At 73.7% G+C, this 16,719-nt stretch carries 14 protein-coding genes; 4 read left to right on the forward strand and 10 right to left on the reverse strand.

All coding sequences use genetic code 11. The features are described from left to right. Positions 1-167: 167 nt before the first annotated feature. Positions 168-515 carry a DUF6204 family protein gene (locus K7854_RS09695; RefSeq protein ID WP_226025993.1) on the forward strand — a complete coding sequence of 116 codons (348 nt, stop codon included), beginning with the start codon at positions 168-170 and terminating at the stop codon, positions 513-515. On the opposite strand, the gene K7854_RS09700 is transcribed toward K7854_RS09695, so the two are convergent. The 7 genes from K7854_RS09700 to K7854_RS09730 form a co-directional block, all read right to left on the reverse strand. Beyond that, positions 487-1,077 (reverse strand): GNAT family N-acetyltransferase, encoded by a 591-nt coding sequence (locus tag K7854_RS09700; protein WP_226025994.1) that lies wholly within the window; start codon positions 1,075-1,077, stop codon positions 487-489. The two genes, K7854_RS09695 and K7854_RS09700, sit on opposite strands and share 29 nt — an antisense overlap. Positions 1,078-1,086: 9 nt before the next feature. Then, on the reverse strand, positions 1,087-2,025 hold the full coding sequence (locus K7854_RS09705; protein ID WP_226025995.1) for a S66 peptidase family protein: 939 nt from the start codon (positions 2,023-2,025) through the stop codon (positions 1,087-1,089). Beyond that, on the reverse strand, positions 2,022-3,989 hold the full coding sequence (locus tag K7854_RS09710) for a dipeptidyl-peptidase 5 (protein WP_226025996.1): 1,968 nt from the start codon (positions 3,987-3,989) through the stop codon (positions 2,022-2,024). Before K7854_RS09710 ends, K7854_RS09705 begins: the two co-directional genes overlap by 4 nt. A gap of 42 nt (positions 3,990-4,031) precedes the next feature. Then, positions 4,032-5,363 (reverse strand): M20/M25/M40 family metallo-hydrolase, encoded by a 1,332-nt coding sequence (locus K7854_RS09715; protein ID WP_226025997.1) that lies wholly within the window; start codon positions 5,361-5,363, stop codon positions 4,032-4,034. Then, positions 5,356-6,189: a M55 family metallopeptidase gene (locus K7854_RS09720; protein ID WP_226025998.1), complete on the reverse strand. Its 834-nt coding sequence runs from the start codon at positions 6,187-6,189 to the stop codon at positions 5,356-5,358. Before K7854_RS09720 ends, K7854_RS09715 begins: the two co-directional genes overlap by 8 nt. Before the next feature lie 141 nt (positions 6,190-6,330). Then, positions 6,331-6,807 carry an NUDIX domain-containing protein gene (locus K7854_RS09725; RefSeq protein ID WP_226025999.1) on the reverse strand — a complete coding sequence of 159 codons (477 nt, stop codon included), beginning with the start codon at positions 6,805-6,807 and terminating at the stop codon, positions 6,331-6,333. Positions 6,808-6,816: 9 nt separating this feature from the next. Further along, on the reverse strand, positions 6,817-7,539 hold the full coding sequence (locus K7854_RS09730) for a class I SAM-dependent methyltransferase (protein ID WP_226026000.1): 723 nt from the start codon (positions 7,537-7,539) through the stop codon (positions 6,817-6,819). Between the two features lie 208 nt (positions 7,540-7,747). Here K7854_RS09730 and K7854_RS09735 point away from each other — a divergent pair, with 208 nt between their 5' ends. Continuing rightward, positions 7,748-8,005: a hypothetical protein gene (locus K7854_RS09735; RefSeq protein WP_226026001.1), complete on the forward strand. Its 258-nt coding sequence runs from the start codon at positions 7,748-7,750 to the stop codon at positions 8,003-8,005. Here K7854_RS09735 and K7854_RS09740 read toward each other — a convergent pair. The 3 genes from K7854_RS09740 to K7854_RS09750 form a co-directional block, all read right to left on the reverse strand. Further along, on the reverse strand, positions 8,002-10,518 hold the full coding sequence (locus tag K7854_RS09740) for an ATP-binding SpoIIE family protein phosphatase (protein WP_226026002.1): 2,517 nt from the start codon (positions 10,516-10,518) through the stop codon (positions 8,002-8,004). The two genes, K7854_RS09735 and K7854_RS09740, sit on opposite strands and share 4 nt — an antisense overlap. Positions 10,519-10,664: 146 nt before the next feature. After that, a complete protein-coding gene (locus K7854_RS09745) occupies positions 10,665-13,112 on the reverse strand; it encodes an MFS transporter (protein WP_372481020.1) in 2,448 nt (815 codons plus the stop codon). A gap of 150 nt (positions 13,113-13,262) precedes the next feature. After that, positions 13,263-13,706 carry an SRPBCC family protein gene (locus tag K7854_RS09750; RefSeq protein WP_127892813.1) on the reverse strand — a complete coding sequence of 148 codons (444 nt, stop codon included), beginning with the start codon at positions 13,704-13,706 and terminating at the stop codon, positions 13,263-13,265. Positions 13,707-13,865: 159 nt separating this feature from the next. Between K7854_RS09750 and K7854_RS09755 the strand changes: the two genes are divergently transcribed. Together K7854_RS09755 and K7854_RS09760 are read left to right on the forward strand one after the other, a co-directional pair. Then, complete coding sequence (locus K7854_RS09755) at positions 13,866-14,912, forward strand: Rv2578c family radical SAM protein (RefSeq protein ID WP_226026003.1); 1,047 nt, start codon at positions 13,866-13,868, stop codon at positions 14,910-14,912. Positions 14,913-15,107: 195 nt separating this feature from the next. Further along, a complete protein-coding gene (locus K7854_RS09760; RefSeq protein ID WP_226026004.1) occupies positions 15,108-16,697 on the forward strand; it encodes an alpha/beta hydrolase in 1,590 nt (529 codons plus the stop codon). The last annotated feature ends 22 nt before the right edge of the window (positions 16,698-16,719 follow it).

Here is a 16,719-nt window from a genome sequence, read left to right on the forward strand (position 1 = left end):
GGTGAACAGGGGCTCCGCCTGCCGGGCCGGAGCGACGTGCCTCACGTTTAATCCGCTGGGACGCGGGAGGGGCGCGGGCATAGGGTCGGGCGGTCGGCGCGGGCACGGGTACGGGTACCGATACGGCGACGCGCGTACGAAGACGGAGAAGACGAAGGAGAGCGGCCGTGAGTGAGCAGCACACCTACCGGGTGATCGTCCGGGGCACCTGGGAGGGGCTGACCGAGCAGGCGCGGGCCCGGCTGCTCGCCGAGGCGGGCGAGCACGGGATGGCGAGCATGCGGTTCACCGAGGAGGGCTCGCTGTCGTACGAGCCCGCACCGCTGAAGCACTTCTCGATGCGCTACGTGGTGGTCTCGGACGCGGCGGACGGCGAGGAGATGGCGGGGGCGATCGCGGAGGACCGGGCCCAGGACACGCTGCGCGGGCTCGGCTACGGGTTCGGCGAGCTCAGGTCCACGGTGACGGACCTGGACACGATGAAGATCAACCGGAAGTCACGGTCTCGGCGGTGATCGCCCAGCGCTGGTGGTCGCGCCAGGCGCCGTCGATGTAGAGCATCCGCGGCGAGAAGCCCTCCAGGTGGAAGCCGCAGGCGCGGGCCAGCGCGATCGAGGCGGCGTTGCCCGGCTGGACGTTGATCTCCAGCCGGTGCAGTCGCATCGGCCCGAACGCGTGGCGCACCACCAGGCCGAGCCCCTCGCGCATCAGCCCGCGGCCCGCCGCGTGCGCGAAGGCGCCGTAGCCGAGCGCGCCGCTGCGGAAGCCGCCCTCGACGATGTTGTTGATGTTGACGAACCCGGCGATGGAGCCGCCGCCGGACGCCGCGCCTCCCGCCCCGTCCGCCTCCTCGGTGTCCTTCTCGCACACCAGGAACCCGGCCTTGGTGGGGTCCTCGATGAGCCGGCCCGCGTAGGCCTCGTACGCCTGGGCGCTGTCCGGCGGGAAGAGCCAGGGGTGGTGCAGGTCCTTGCTCTGCCGGGCCCGGGCGGTGAACTCGGCGCCGTCCGCGAGGGTGAAGTACCGGATGCCCACGCGCGGGCCCTCGGCGAGGTGGCGGGAGGGGGTGTGCGGCATGGGGGCAGCCTACGACGGCGGGCGCAGCGCCGGCCGGTCCAGCGTCAGGGTGCCCGCCTCCGCGTCGAGTTCCGCAGGTATGCCGAACGGCACGGTCAGCGCCCCCTCGCAGTGTCCGAATCCGGCGTTCTCGACGACCGGCACGCCGAGCCCGCCGAGCCGGTCGGCCAGCAGGGGCCGCAGCCGCTCGTAGGGATCGCACTCCGCCCAGGAGCCGAGCAGCACGCCGCCGACCCCGTCGAGCCAGCCGGCCCGGAGCAGCTGCGTGAGGTAGCGGTCGATGCGATACGTCTCCTCCCCCACGTCCTCCAGGCACAGCAGCCCGCCGCGCGCGGAGGGCCGGGCGTGCGGCGTGCCCAGGTCGGCGGCGAGCAGGGCCAGACAGCCGCCCAGGGTGACGCCCCGGGCCCGGCCGGGCACCAGCGGTGTGCCGCCGGTGATCACCCGGACCGTCTCCGGCTCGAACAGGGTGGCCCTCAGGTGCTCCTGGGCGCGGGCGTTCTTGATGAAGTCGATCCCGGCCGCCATCGGCCCGTGCAGGGTGACCAGGCCGAGGCGGGTGGCGAACGCCTCGTGCAGTGCGGTGATGTCGCTGAAGCCGACGAACACCTTGGGGCCGGCCGCGCGCATCGCCTCCCAGTCGAGCAGGTCGGTCATGCGCTGGACGCCGTACCCGCCGCGGGCGCACAGCACCGCGTCCACGGCCGGGTCGCACCAGGCGGCCTGGAGGTCGGCGGCCCGGTCGGTGTCGGTGCCGGCGAGGTAGTCGAAGGTGCCGTGCCGGTCCAGGACGTGGGGCGCCACGACCGGGTCGAGGTCCCAGCCGCGCAGCACGTCCAGGCCCGCCTGGAGCCGCTCCTCGGGCACGGGTCCGCTGGGGGCGACGACGGCCACCCGGGCGCCCGGGGCGAGCCGGGCCGGGCGGGTCAGCTCTGCCACCCGGCTCATCGCTTCAGCTCCAGGGTGGGGATGCCGGGCGGGGTCAGCCCGAAGACCTGGGCGTAGAGGGACAGCTCGGCCTCCAGGGCGCGCACCATGGTCTCCGCGCGACGGAACCCGTGTCCCTCGCCCTCGAAGGCGAGGTAGGCGTGCGGCACGCCGCGGCCCGCCATGCGGTCGAGGAACCGCTCGCACTGCACGGGCGGGCAGATCACGTCGTCCAGTCCCTGGAGCAGCAGGAACGGGACGGTGACGTGCTCGGCGTGCTCGGCGGGCGACCGCTCGGTGTAGCGGTCCGGGACCTCGGCGTACGGGCCGATGAGGCTCTCCAGGTACTGGGACTCGAAGTCGTGGGTCTCACCGGTGCCCCAGCCGGTCAGGTCCAGGATCGGGTAGATGATCGTGCCGCAGGCGTAGACGTCGGTGCCGGCCAGCGACGCGGCGGACGTCCAGCCGCCCGCGCTGCCGCCGCGCACGGCGAGCCGCTCCCGGTCGGCGGTGCCCTCCTCGGCCAGCGCCAGGGCGACGGCCGCGCAGTCCTCGACGTCGACGACGCCCCACTGTTCGCGCAGCCGGTTGCGGTACTCCCGGCCGTGCCCGCTGGAACCGCCGTAGTTGACCTCGGCGACGCCGATGCCGCGGGAGGTGAAGTAGGCGATCTCCAGGTCGAGGACGAGCGGGGACCGGCTGGTGGGGCCGCCGTGCGCCCAGATGACGTACGGCGGCAGCTCGCCCTCCGGGGCGCGGCAGTCCGGGTGGTGCGGCGGGTAGACGTGGGCGTGGATCTCGCGTCCGCCCGGGCCGGTGAAGGTGCGGATCCGCGGCCGCGGGTAGTACGCCGGGTCCGTGGCGTCCTCGTGCGGCGCGCCGATCACCCGGGCGCGGCCGGTGCGGGCGTCCAGCTCGACGACCTCGTAGCCGCTGTGCGGGCTCGCGCCGACGCCGACGACCCGTTCGCCGTGCGCGGCGAGGGCGGGCGCGAACTCGGTCCAGGGGCCCGCGGCGTCGACGAGGTCGCCGGTCTCGGGGTCGAGTATGCCGAGGACGGCGGCGCCGCGGCCGTGCAGGACCGCGACGAGGCCGCTGTCCAGGGGCGCGAACCAGCGCTGCCCGAGCTTCCACAGCGGTCCGCCGAACTCCTCCTCGCGGGCGCACAGCGGCTGTCCGTCGCGGTAGAGGTTCCACCAGCCGGTGCGGTCGGAGGCGTACAGCAGGCTGCCGTCGGGGGCCCAGTCCGCCTGGGCGATCGACTCCTCGGGTCCTCCGGCGACGGTCCGGGCGTCCCGGAAGGTGCCCTCGGGGCCGACCTCGGCGACGATCAGCTCGGTGCCGTCCCAGGGCATCCGCGGGTGGTCCCAGGCGAGCCAGGCGGCGCGGCGTCCGTCGGGCGAGAGACGGGGTCCGGTGACGAAGCGGTGCCGCTCGGGGGTGAGTTCGCGGACCGCGCCCCGGTCGTCGGCCGCGGAGCCGTCCAGCGGCACCGCCACCGGGACGCGGCGCACGTCGGTGGGCCCCTCGCCGGTGAACTCCTCCAGGACGCACCACACCTCGCCGCGCTCGGGGTGCGGGTCCGGCTCGATCCAGCGCAGCCCGCCGCCCACCGGGGAGAGCGGGGTCAGCGGGCGCGGCTCGCCGCCGCCGGGGGTGCAGGCGTACAGCCGCTGGTCGGCGAAGTTCACGAAGACCAGCAGCGGACCGGCGTCGGTGGTGACCGCGCCCCACGGCCGGCCGCCGTACTCGATGACGCGGCTGCGCACGTTCCACGGTGCGGGCAGCACCGGCTCCTCGGTGCCGTCGGCGTGCCGCCGCACCAGGGTGCGCCGCCCGCCCTCGGTGGGCCGGGGCGCGGTCCACCACACCTCGTCACCGACGAAGGCGACGTCGTCGGGCCGTCCGTCGTGCGCGGCGGCGAGGGCCGCGTCGACGGGCGAGGGCCACGATCCGTACGAAAGAGTCCGCACTGACTCCCCCACTTCTCCTCCAGCTGCTTGCTCGTCCGGGCGGTGCCCGGGTCTTTACGCCGTGCGCAGGAAACGGTCCAGGACGCGGACGCCGAAGTGCAGCGCCTCGACCGGGACCCGTTCGTCCACGCCGTGGAAGAGGGCCTGGTAGTCGAAGCCCTCGGGCAGCTTCAGCGGCGCGAAGCCGTATCCGGTGATGCCGAGCCGGGAGAACTGCTTGGCGTCCGTGCCGCCGGACATGCAGTACGGCACGACGTGTCCCTCGGGCGCGAACTCCTCCACCGCGGCGCGCATCCGGGCGTAGGTCGGCGAGTCCACCGGTGCCTGCAGGGCCACCTCGTGGTGGGCGAACTCCCAGTCCACGTCCGGCCCGGTGAGGCGGTCGAGGGTGCTGCGGAACTCGTCCTCGCCGCCGTACAGGAAGCGCCCGTCGACGTGGGCGACGGCCTCTCCCGGGATGACGTTGACCTTGTACCCGGCGTCCAGCATGGTCGGGTTGCTGCTGTTGCGGACGGTGGCCTCGACCAGTTTCCCGGCCTCGCCGAGCTTGTCCAGCAGGGCGTCGACGTCGCTCAGGTCCGTCTCGATGCCGTAGACGGCGGCGATCTCGGTCAGGGCCGCGCGCACGGTCGGGGTCAGCCGCAGCGGCCACTCGTGGGCGCCGATGCGGGTGATCGCGGCGGCGAGCCGGGTGACCGCGTTCTCCCGGTTCACCTTGGAGCCGTGTCCGGCCCGTCCGCGTGCGGTCAGCTTGAGCCAGCCCGTGCCGCGCTCACCGGCGGCGATGGGGTAGAACTGGCGCCCGGCCCCGTCGTGGAAGGTGAACGCCCCGGACTCGCTGACGCCCTCGGTGCAGCCCTCGAACAGCGCGGCGTGCCGGTCGGCGAGGAAGCCGGAGCCGTCCTCGGCGCTGGCCTCCTCGTCCGCGGTGAACGCGATCACCACGTCCCGCCGGGGCCGCACCCCCTGCCGGGCCCAGTCGCGGACGACCGCGAGGATCATCGCGTCCATGTTCTTCATGTCGACGGCGCCGCGCCCCCAGACGACGCCGTCGCGGATCTCCCCGGAGAACGGGTGCACGCTCCAGTCGGCGGCCTCGGCGGGCACGACGTCCAGGTGACCGTGGACCAGCAGCGCGTCGGCCGACGGGTCGGTGCCCTCGATGCGGGCCACCACGTTGGTGCGGCCCGGGGTGCGCTCCAGCAGCGTGGGCTCGATCCCGGCCTCGGCGAGCCGCGCGGCGGCGTACTCGGCGGCCGGACGCTCCTGGCAGTCGCCGCCGCCCCGGTTGGTGGTGTCGATCCGGATCAGCTCGGAGGTGAACCGGACGACCTCGTCCAGCGCCTGCTCGCCGGTGTCCGGCCCGGTCCCCGTGTGCTCAGCCATACTGCTCCTCCACCGCCGCCGAGACGATCGTCGTGACCGCCTTGAACGTCCGGATCGCCTCGAACATCGTGTCGTGGGTGTACGCGACCTTCCGCTCCCCGACCTGCGCCACCCCGGGCACCACGGTCGACGCCGCCGCCAGGTGCTCGGCGTCGAACTCCAGGGCGAGGGTGAAGGGCCCGCCGCTCACCGGCTCGTGCCGCACGGCGAGCGCGGTGGCCTCCTTGGCCGCGGCCCGGATGTCGGCGGCGGTCCTGGCCGGTGTGCGGCACACGGCCGCGTACCGCGACACGTGGTCCTTGACCGCGACCTTGCGTGCCTCGGGCGCATACCCGAGGGCGTCCTCGCAGGCCACGTCGTCCCCGGTGACCAGCACCACGGGCACTCCGTACTCGGCGACCACGTGTGCGTTGAGCAGACCCTCACTGGCCCGTACGTCGTTCAGCCAGACGCCGGTGAGCTGGTTGGCGAGGTAGGTGTGCGCGAGGACGCCCTCCATGCCGGCGCCCGCGTGGTACCCGATGAACGCTATGCCGTCCACGTCGCCGTGCTGGACGCCCTCCACCATGGACAGCGCCTTGTGCCGCCCGGTGAGCATCTCGGTGCGCTCGTCGAGCCGCTCCAGGAGGAGGTTGCGCATGCTCCAGTGCGCCTCGTTGACCAGCACCTCGTCGGCTCCGCCGTCGAAGAAGCCGAGCACGGCCGCGTTCACGTCCGAGGTGAACATCGACCGGCACCGCTCCCACTGCGGCGTCCCCGGCAGCACGTCGGCCGGCCAGGTGACACCGGTGGCGCCTTCCATGTCGGCACTGATGAGGATCTTCATGGCCCGAACCGTACGCGGTGCCGTGCCACCTCTGCCAGGGCTGTGGATAACCACCGGTGGTCTGGACCACTGAAGGGCCCCCGTACGGCCTACGAACAGCGCTTTCCGCGAAACCGGCCGGTCACAAACCCGGTCGTGCGGTCAGGCCCCGTGACGGTCGCTCCACGGGCCGCCCGGCACCAGGGCGTCGAGGACGGCCGACAACCGCGGCGGCTCGACCGGGTCCGTCAGCGTGCCCAGGTCCGGCCACGCCGTCCATGCGTACGTGTCCAGGCTGGCCTGCTCGTCGGGGAGCAGGCCGGTCCGCACCAGCGGGGGTCGCTCGTCGGCGAACTCGGCGAGGAAGAAGTGCTCCGTTCCGGTGAACCGCCTGCCGTTCCACCACAGGTCACGGTCGACCGGTACCGACCGGTCGAGCACCGCGGCCGGGTCGAGTCCGGTCTCCTCGGCCAGTTCGCGTCGTGCCGCGGCCAAGGGCGTCTCGCCCGGCTCGATGCCCCCGCCGGGCGGCTCCCAGAGGTACGCCCCGTCGGACGGGTCCCGCCAGCGCAGGAGCAGCAGGCGACGGGAGGCGTCCAGACAGATGACCCGGGACGCGGGCCGGTGCGTCGAGTCCATCGCCCGATGCTACGCGACGCCCGCCACCACCCATGCCGACGGCAGCTCGATGCGGGTGCCGTCTGCCGTGTACTCCGTGGTGACCAGGGGGAGTTCACCGCCGGCCAGCACGGTCAGTCCGGCCGCACGGAGGTGCTCCGGCACCGCGTCGTCGGGGACGGCGCCGGGCGTCAGGCCATGGCGGAGGACGGGGGCGAGTTTGGCGGGCGGGCCGGCCGGCCCCTGGGCCAGGCCCATCAGGACGGTCTTCGCCGCCTGGGAGGGCTCGACCAGGAAGGCGCGGCCGCGTGCGCCGAGGAGCACGGCGAGGGCGTCGGCCAGGGGCTGCCGGTCGTCGGGCTCGCACTGGTGCAGGACGCCCCGGACGTAGACGTTCGCGTCGCCCAGCTCCGCGTGCAGCGCCTCCGCCTCGGCCTTGTCGGCGGCGTCCAGCTGCCGGTAGGCGGCCAGCCCCGCCGGGTCGGCGTGCCGGGCGTGGCCGAGGGCGGCGGCGGAGAGGTCGGCGCCGACCACGTGCGGGAAGCGTTCGGCGAAGTAACGGGTCTGGGTGCCGTTGCCGCACCCCAGGTCGATCAGCGGCAGGGCGGGGTCGGTCAGGTGCGGTTCGAAGTGGGCCAGGTGGCGACCGGCGGTCAGCGTCGGCTCCGCGTCCCAGAACACCGCCCCCCGGTCCCCGGAGGCCTCGTTCCAGAAGCCCTCCCAGGCGTCCCGGTACCGGCTCGTCACGCTCATGCCCGTCTCCCCAGGTGCGACGACGTACGGCCCGCCGGCTGCGACGGGTCCGTACGGTGTACCGCGCTCCGGGCACGGCCACAAGCGCCCGGCGCATTCCTTCACCGGCCGTTCGCGCCGGGCGGATTCGGTCCGCGGGCCGGTTCCGGTAGATTGCTGCGGTCCCCGGGCGCGGGGCGACGCGAACGGCGACGGGGCGGGGGAACGCATGGGGGTCGGACGGTACCGGGACATCGAGGTCGGGGACATGCCCCCGGTGCTCGCCGCCGTACTGGGGGTGCTCCTGCTGGGCCTGTTCTGCGGCCTCATCTGGTATCTGACCAGGCTGGACCACACGAAGCTGAGGGATCCCCGGGCGCGGGCGCGGGCGGCGCGGCGCAAGAAGAGCCGGCGTCGGCAGCAGGAACTGCGCGACCGGCGCGCCCGTCTGCAACGCCAGGCGGAGCGCCGCCGCGACGCCGGCTAGTACCGCGACGCCTGCCCGTGCCGCGCGGGCAGCGTCAGCTCGAACCACACCGTCTTGCCCGCGCCGGTGCGGCTGGCGCCCCATGCCCGGGCGAGGGTGCTGACCACGCGCAGGCCGCGACCGGTCTCGTCCTCGGGACCCGCGCTCCGCAACGCCGGCAGGTCGTGGTCGTCGTCGTCCACCTCGCACAGCAGCGTGTCGGCGCGCACCAGGCGCAGCTCCACGGGGCGGGCGTGGGAGTGCCGTACGGCGTTGGTGACCAGCTCGCTGACCATCAGCTCCGCGGGGGCCGCCAGCTTCGGCAGCCCCCAGTCGTGGAGTTGCTCGCGGACCACCGCGCGGGCGCGGCCCACCTCGGCCGGGTCGCGGGCGAGGCTCCATTCGGCGACGGAGTCGGGCTCGATGCCGGTCAGCCGGGCCATCAGCAGGGCGACGTCGTCCTTGCGGCCGCCACGGGTGCCCAGGGCGCGGATGATGGTGTCGCAGGCGTCGTCCATGGACGCGGCCGGGTGGGCGGCGGACTCGCAGAGGGTGGCGAGCCCGACGCCGATGTCCTCGCCGCGCACCTCCACCAGGCCGTCGGTGCACATCACCAGCCGGTCGCCGGGTGCCACCGGCACGCGCACCGACTCGAACGGCACCCCTCCGACGCCGATCGGCGCTCCGGTCGGCAGGTCGATCAGCTCGCTGGCGCCGTCCTCGGCACGGACCAGCACGGGCGGGATGTGGCCGGCGTTGGCGAGCTGCAGCTCCCTGGCGACCGGGTCGTACACGGCGTACAGGCAGGTCGCGAGGTGGGTGTCGCCGAGCCGCTGGGCGAGGTCGTCGAGGTTGCGCAGCAGCTGCGCGGGCGGCAGGTCGAGGCCGGCCATGGTCTGCACGGCGGTGCGCAACTGGCCCATCATCGCGGCGGAATTGAGTCCGTGGCCCATGACGTCGCCGACCACGAGGGCGGTGCGGGCGCCGGGCAGCTTGACCGAGTCGAACCAGTCGCCGCCGACCCGCCCGAGCAGCGTGCCCGGCAGGTAGCGGGTGGCGATGTCGCAACCGGCCATGCGCGCGGGGATGTGCGGGAGCATGCTGTCCTGGAGCGTCTCGGCGACGTTCTCCTGGTGGGTGTACATGCGCGCGTTGTCGAGGACGAGGCCTGCGCGGGCGGCGAGTTCGGCGCCGGTGACGCGGTCCATGTCGTTGAAGACGGGCCGCTCCGGGTGCCGGAGCAGGATCATGAAGCCGAGCACGACGTTGCGGGCCTTCAGCGGCACCAGCAGCATCGAGCGGGCCGTGATGAGCGGCCGGATGTCCCGCTTCTCGAACTGGGAGGCGATGGCGTGTCCCATCTCCTCGGTGATGCGGGGCACCAGGACCGGCTCACCGCTGGTCATGCACTGGAAGAAGGGGGTGTGCGCCGGGAAGGGCATGGCCTCGCCGACGGGTACCACGTCGTCCCAGCGGCCGGGTTCGTCGGTGTGCTCCAGGGCGACCCGGTGCCACATGGTGGTGGTGTCCGGCACGCCGTCCGGGAATCCCTCGCCCGCGACGACCTGTTCGCGCAGATAGGTGCCGGCGACGTCGGTGAAGCGGGGGACGACCGCCCGGCTGACCTCGACGATGGTCTGGGCGAGGTCGAGCGAGGTGCCGATCGCGCCGCTGACCTCGTTGAGGAACTCCAGGCGTTCGCGGACCGCCGCGTACTCCAGGTCCTCGGCCTCGTCGCGCAGCTCCTGGGGCACCGGATCACCGGCCGCCAGTGCCCGCGCGGCCCGCTCGCGCCGCGCCCGGCGCTCGGCCCGCCGGGGCACGCCCCAGTCGGGGGTGACGGGCACCCGGTCGTTCTGGCTGAACTCCAGCACCGGATAGCCCAGTTCGAGGACCTGGGAGACGATGCGGGCGCTCTCGCCCACGCTCATGCTGGGCAGGATCTCGGGGAGCCGGCGGGCGAGTTCGTCGGCGCCGGGGAAGTCGGTGTGCAGGGCGAATCCGGGCGCGATCCGCTCGACGACCCCCGCCCCGGCGCCCGCGTCGGCGTAGTCCCGCCGCAGCGCGTCCGCGTCGGCGGCCAGCACGAGCAGCCGCTCCGGTCCGGGCCCGACCAGGGGGTAGGCCCACCAGAGCACGTCCACCCGGTCGTCGGCCGGCACGGTCAGCCGGGCGCGGCCCGCCGCCGGGTAGGAGAGCCGCCCGTCGAGGGAGGACTCCAGGCCGGGACCGAGGCCGTCGTGGTCCGCGTACGGGCCGTGGGCCGCCTCGTCGTCCCCCGTCCCGTCCCCGGGCAGCACGCCCGAGACGGGGAGCAGGTCGGGGGCGGGGCGCCCGATCGCCTCTTCCTTGGGCAGGCCGAACAACCGCCGCGCGCCGCGGCTCCAGTGGGAGACCAGCCCCTCGCGGTCCACCACGACGACGGCCAGCGGGACCCGGCCCGCCACGGGGTCGCCCGGCACGGGGTCCCCGGGCACGGCGTCGGGTCCGGCACGGTGGCCGGGAGGTGCGTCCCGCTCGGTGCCATGGTCCATGGCGTCAGGCCCTCTCTGCCCACGGCTCCGCAAGATCTGTGTCGCCGTCACCACCGTACGGTGGTGGCCGGTGACCATGTGCGGCAACGGGGGAATTGGTGGCGCGCGAACACACCGGCGCGCGCCCGCGCGCCGGTGAGCCGGTCTCAGTCCTCGTGCCCGAGCTGAAGGTCGCGCTCGGTGCGGCCGCCACCGGCCACCTGGAGCACGGTCGCGACCGGCGGATACCCGGCCGCGATGACGGTGTACTCGCCGGACGAGAGGTCCACGAAGCGGAAGGTGCCGTCGGGCCCGGTGGTCAGGGTGTCCACCACGTTGCCCGCCGCGTCGAGGAGCGTCACGCGCGCGTCCTCCACCACCCGTCCGCCACTGGCCCGCACCGTGCCGCGCAGCACGGCGCCGCCCGCCAGCTCCACGTCCTGCCGGGTCTCCCGGGCCGCCTGGACGCTGACCGGCAGGGCGGCCGGACGGAAGGCGGGGGCGCTGGCGGCGAGGGTGTACTCGCCCGCCACCAGTTCCGTGATGACGTAGCCGCCCTCGCGGCCGCTGCGGGTGGTGGCGACGACCTCGCCGTGGACGTTGGTGAGGGTGACGGTCGCGTCGCGCACCGGGCTGCCGTCGGCGGTCATGACGCTGCCGGCCAGGCGTCCGGCGCCGCCGAGCACCACGTCCAGCTCCACCGGGCGTTCACCGACGGTCACCGAGACCGCCTGCGGCTGGTGGCCGCCGGCCGCGGCGATCAGGACGTAGGCCCCGGCGCCGGGCGTGGCCAGCGCGTACCGGCCGTCGTCGCCGCTGGCGCCCCGGCCGATCTGCTGCCCGCCGACGTCGATGAGGGTGAGTGCCGCGCGGGGCACGACGGTGCCGTCGGGGTGCTGCACCGTGCCGCAGACGGGGATGCCGCCGGCGTAGGGCGACCGGGCCGGCGGCACCTGGGCCGCCTGCGGTGCCTTCGGGGCGTGCGGGGCGGTCTCCGGCTCGGTGACGGGGGCGTTGTGGGACACCAGGGGTTTCTCCTTGAGGAAGAGGGCGATGAGGAGCCCGAGGACGAGCACCGGCACCAGATAGAGGAAGATCCGGGGCATGGCGTCGGCGTACGCATCGATGTAGGCGTCGCGCAGCGCCGGGGGCAGGGAGTGGACGAGCTGGGGGGTGATGGCCTCGGCGTCCGGGAGCTCGACTCCCGCCTCGGCGGGGACCCGGTCGGCCAGGGCGTCGGTGAGCCGGCCCGCGAAGAGGGTGCCGAAGACGGCCGCGCCGACGCTCCCGCCGATCTGCCGGAAGTAGTTGTTGGCGCTGGTGGCGGTGCCGAGGTCGGTGGGGCGCACGGAGTTCTGCACGGCGAGGACCAGGACCGGCATCACCATGCCGATGCCGGCGCCGAGGACGGCCATCCAGATGCTGTAGTGCAGCCGGGACGTGTCGGTGCCGAGGCGGGAGAGCAGCCACATGCCGACGACGGACAGCGCGCTGCCGAGGATCGGGTGGCTCCGGTAGTGACCGGTGCGGCTGATGAGCTGTCCGGAGAGGATCGAGGCGCCGACGACGCCGCCCATCATCGGCAGCATCAGCAGTCCGGACTCGGTGGCGCTGGCGCCGTCGACCATCTGCAGGAAGGTCGGCAGGTAGCTGGCGGCGCCGAACAGGGCGACGCCGATGACGAGGCCGACCAGGGCGGTGACGTTGAAGATCGAGTCCCGGAACAGGCGCAGCGGGATCAGCGGTTCGGGCGCGAAGTGCTCGGCGACCAGGAAGAGCAGGGTGGCCGCGACCGCTCCGGCGCCGAGGCCGAGGATGACCTGTGAGCCCCACTCGTACTCGGTGCCGCCCCAGCTGGTGAGCAGCACCAGGCAGGTGGAGGCGGCGGCGAGCAGCAGGGCGCCGAGGATGTCCAGGCGGGGCTTGACCCGCGGCCTGGGCAGCTTGAGGACGACGGCGACCACGGCCATGGTGACCAGGCCGAAGGGCACGTTGATGTAGAAGCACCAGCGCCAGGAGAGGTGGTCGGTGAAGTAGCCGCCGAGCAGCGGGCCCGCGACCGAGGCGAGTCCGAAGGCGGCGCCGATCAGGCCCATGTACCGGCCGCGTTCGCGGGGCGGCACGATGTCCGCGATGATCGCCTGCACGCCGATCATCAGGCCGCCCGCGCCGATGCCCTGCACCGCGCGGAAGGCGATCAGCTGGTCCATGGTCTGCGCCCGTCCGGCGAGCGCGGAGCCGACGACGAAGACCAGGATGGCGAACTGGAAGACGCCCTTGCGGCCGAAGAGGTCGCCGAGCTTGCCGTAGATGGGCAGCCCGACGGTCGAGGTGAGCAGGTACGCGGTGATCGCCCAGGACATCTTGTCCAGGCCGTGCAGCTCACCGACGATCTTCGGCAGCGCCGTGGCGACGATCATCTGCTCCAGGGCGGCGAGCAGCAGCGCCAGCATCAGGCCGACGAAGACCAGCCGCACCCGGCGCGGGCTCAGCCCGGCAGTCTGCTCCCCCTCCGGCCCGGGGACGGGTGCCTCCGGGGGCACCCGGTCCGCGACGACCGGTTCGTCCTGTGCGGAATCCCTTACCGGGTCCTGCACCAGAGTGATCCCGCCCACGTACCGCTCCCCTCGTCACACCTGCTCACATTTGCCGCCTGAGGCGACAACTGCGAACAAGTGCGACGAGTTACGGACGCACGGCGGGTTCCCGCGGAGATCACTCGAACCGGTGAGGCGGCCAACGGCCGCCCCGTGTCTGCGCTTTGGCTACTTCTCGACCTCGGCGGCGAGCTTGGCGAGCAGCGCGTCGTAGATCCGGGCGAGGCCCTTGGGCGCGAAGGTCTTCTCGAAGAAGCCGCCGACGCCGCCCGCGCCCTGCCAGGTGGTGACCACGACGACCCGGGACTTGCCCTCGCCCGCCGGGGTGACCCGCCAGGTGGTGACCATGGAGGAGTTGCGGTCCTTCTCGACCAGTTCGCCGTCGGTCGGCTCGGTGACCTCCAGCAGGCAGTCGCGGACGCGCTTGCTGGTGGCCTGGAGCTTCCAGTGCACGAGGGTGCCCTCGCCGTCGCCGCCCTCCCGGACCTCGTACTCGCTGAAGTGCTCGGGCAGCAGCTTCTCGCGGGTGCCGCTGTAGTCGGCGAGGGTGTCGAACACCGTCTCCGCGTCGGCTGCGACGATCCGCTCCGTCGTCGCCTCGACCTGCGCCATCGGGTTCCTCCAGGGCCTGGTTCTCGGGGTCGGGGCAAGCCAACCACCCCGCCGCCCGGCCACCAAATCGGGGGCGCGAAGCAGCCCCGCGCTACTGGGCCGCACGATCAAGGGAACATGTGTTCTATTGTGTCGAACAGTGCTACCGAGGAGGCCGCAATGCGCTGGGAGAACCTCACGGACTCCGACCACGCCCGGGCGGCGGACCCCGCGCTGTTCGGCGCGGACGCCGTCACCACCCGTACCTTCGACACGCCCGAGTTCCGCGGCATCACCTTCCACGAGGTGCGGGCCCGCTCGGTCCTGAACCGGGTGCCGGGGGCCTCCCGCATGCCGTTCGAGTGGACGGTCAACCCCTACCGGGGCTGCACGCACGCGTGCGTGTACTGCTTCGCCCGCAAGACGCACAGCTACCTGGACCTCGACACGGGGCTCGGCTTCGACTCCCAGATCGTCGTCAAGGTGAACGCGCCCGAGCTGCTGCGCCGCCAGCTGGCCTCGCGCCGCTGGCGGGGCGAGCACGTCGCGATGGGCACCAACGTCGACTGCTACCAGCGCGCGGAGGGCCGCTACCGGCTGATGCCGGGCATCATCGAGGCCCTCACCGAGCGGGCGAACCCCTTCTCGATCCTCACCAAGGGCACGCTGATCCTGCGCGACCTGGACCTGCTGACCCGGGCGGCGCGGGTGACGGACGTCGGGATATCGGTCTCGGTCGGCTTCACCGACGCGGAGCTGTGGCGCACCGTGGAGCCGGGCACCCCGGCGCCGGAGCGCCGACTGGAGGTCGTCAGGGCGCTCGGCGAGCGCGGCATCGGCTGCGGGGTGCTGATGGCCCCGGTCATCCCCTTCCTCGGCGACGAGCCGGCCCAGCTGAGGGCCACCGTGCGGGCCATCGCCGCCGCCGGCGCCACCTCGGTGACTCCCCTGGTGCTGCATCTGCGCCCGGGTGCCCGCGAGTGGTTCATGGACTGGCTCGGCCGTCACCACCCGCATCTGGTCCGCCGCTACGAGCGGCTGTACGCGGACGGCGCCTACGCCCCGAAGTGGTACCAGCGCCGGATCACCCGCCAGGTGCACGACCTGGCCCGCGAGTACGGCATCGGGCCCACGCGCGCGGGGATGCCCCGGCGGATCGCGGAACCGGCGCCCGCGCAGCCGGCCGGGCCCGCGGCCACCGAGCCGGTGCAGCTCTCGCTCCTGTGAGGGCCTCCGGATTCGGGGGTTACGCGCCCTGCTCGAAGAAGTCCGAGTAGGCGCATTGGAGGGCATCTTCCGACCCGATCGGGTCAAGTAGGGACCGGTCTCGTTCTTCCGAAGGCGCGCCCCGGGACGATCCGGCGAGGACCGCGACCCGCGCGGACCGCAGCCCCTCCGTCCTGGGACTCCTGGGAGAACGCCATGAGACAACGCGCAGCCGTGCTGTGCGGCGCCGCCGTCATCGCCGCCGGGACCGTCACGGCCGTCCCCGCCGACGCAAGCGCACCCCGGCCCGCGCACCCCGCCTCCGCGGCGCCCGCGGCGGGCCTGCACTGGGAGGAGTGCGCCACGGAGGACTACCCGACGCTCCAGTGCGCGTCCCTGGAGGTGCCGCTCGACCACGCGCGTCCGCACGGGCGGCGGATCACGCTGGCGCTGTCCCGCGTCCCGCACACCGCGAAGACGTACCAGGGCCCCCTGCTGGTGAATCCCGGCGGCCCCGGCGGCAGCGGGCTGACCCTGGCCGGGTTCGTGGCGTCGTCGCTGCCCGCGAAGGTGGCCGCCCAGTACGACGTCGTCGGCTTCGACCCGCGCGGGGTGGGCAGGAGCAGCCCCGCGCTGGACTGCCGGCCGGGCCACTTCGACCCGGTGCGTCCCGACTCGGTGCCCCACACGCCGGACGTGGAGCGGGCCAACCTGGCGCGGGCCGAGTCCTTCGCCGACGCCTGCGGAGACAAGTACGCGGACGTACTGCCGTACATCGACACGGTCGACGCCGCGCGGGACGTGGACGCCATCCGCGCCGCGCTCGGTGCCGAGCGGCTCAGCTACTTCGGCTACTCGTACGGCACCTACCTGGGCGCCGTGTACGCCAGGCTCTACCCGCAGCACGTGCGGCGGCTGGTCCTGGACTCCGTCGTCGGGCCGGACGACGTCTGGTACGACGCCAACCTCAACCAGGACCTCGCCTTCAACGACCGGCACCGGGCGTTCCTGGCCTGGATCGCCGGGCACGACGCCGCCTACGGCCTGGGCACCGACCCCGAGCGGGTCGAGACCGCCTGGTACGCCATGCGTGCGGCGCTGGCGAAGCGGCCCGCCGGAGGGAAGGTCGGCGCCTCCGAGCTGGAGGACACCTACCTGCCCGGCGGGTACTACAACGGCTACTGGCCCTACCTGGCCGAGGCGTTCGCCGCGTACGTGAACGACGCGGACAGCGGCCCGCTGGTCGAGGCGTACGAGAACTTCGGGGCCACGGACGCCGCCGGGGACAACGGCTACAGCGTCTACACCGCGGTGCAGTGCCGGGACGCCGGCTGGCCGCGGGACTGGGACGAGTGGCGCGACGACAGCTGGGACCTGTACGAGAAGGCACCCTTCATGGTGTGGAACAACGCCTGGTACAACGCACCGTGCGCGTTCTGGCCCACCGGGCCCCGCAAGCCGGTGGACGTCGCCAACGGCGAACTGCCCCCGGTCCTGCTGTTCCAGGCCACCGGCGACGCGGCCACGCCGTACGAGGGCGGCGTCAGCGCGCACCGGCTGCTGCGCGGCTCCGCCCTCGTCGTCGAGGAGGGCGGCGGGAACCACGGCATCACGCTGAGCGGGAACGACTGCCTGGACGAGCACCTGGCCGCCTATCTGACCGACGGCACCGTGCCGCACGGCGACGGCGGCGAGGCGGACGCGGTGTGCCCGGCGCTGCCGGACCCCGAGCCGCTGGAGTCCAAGGCCGCGTCCACCTCCTCGCGCGGCTCCACCCTGCACGCGCTGCTCGGCCACCGCGGCTAGCCGGGCCGGCCACCCCCTCGGG

Source organism: Streptomyces hyderabadensis (assembly GCF_020404845.1).
GTDB classification, from domain to species: Bacteria; Actinomycetota; Actinomycetes; order Streptomycetales; family Streptomycetaceae; genus Streptomyces; species Streptomyces hyderabadensis.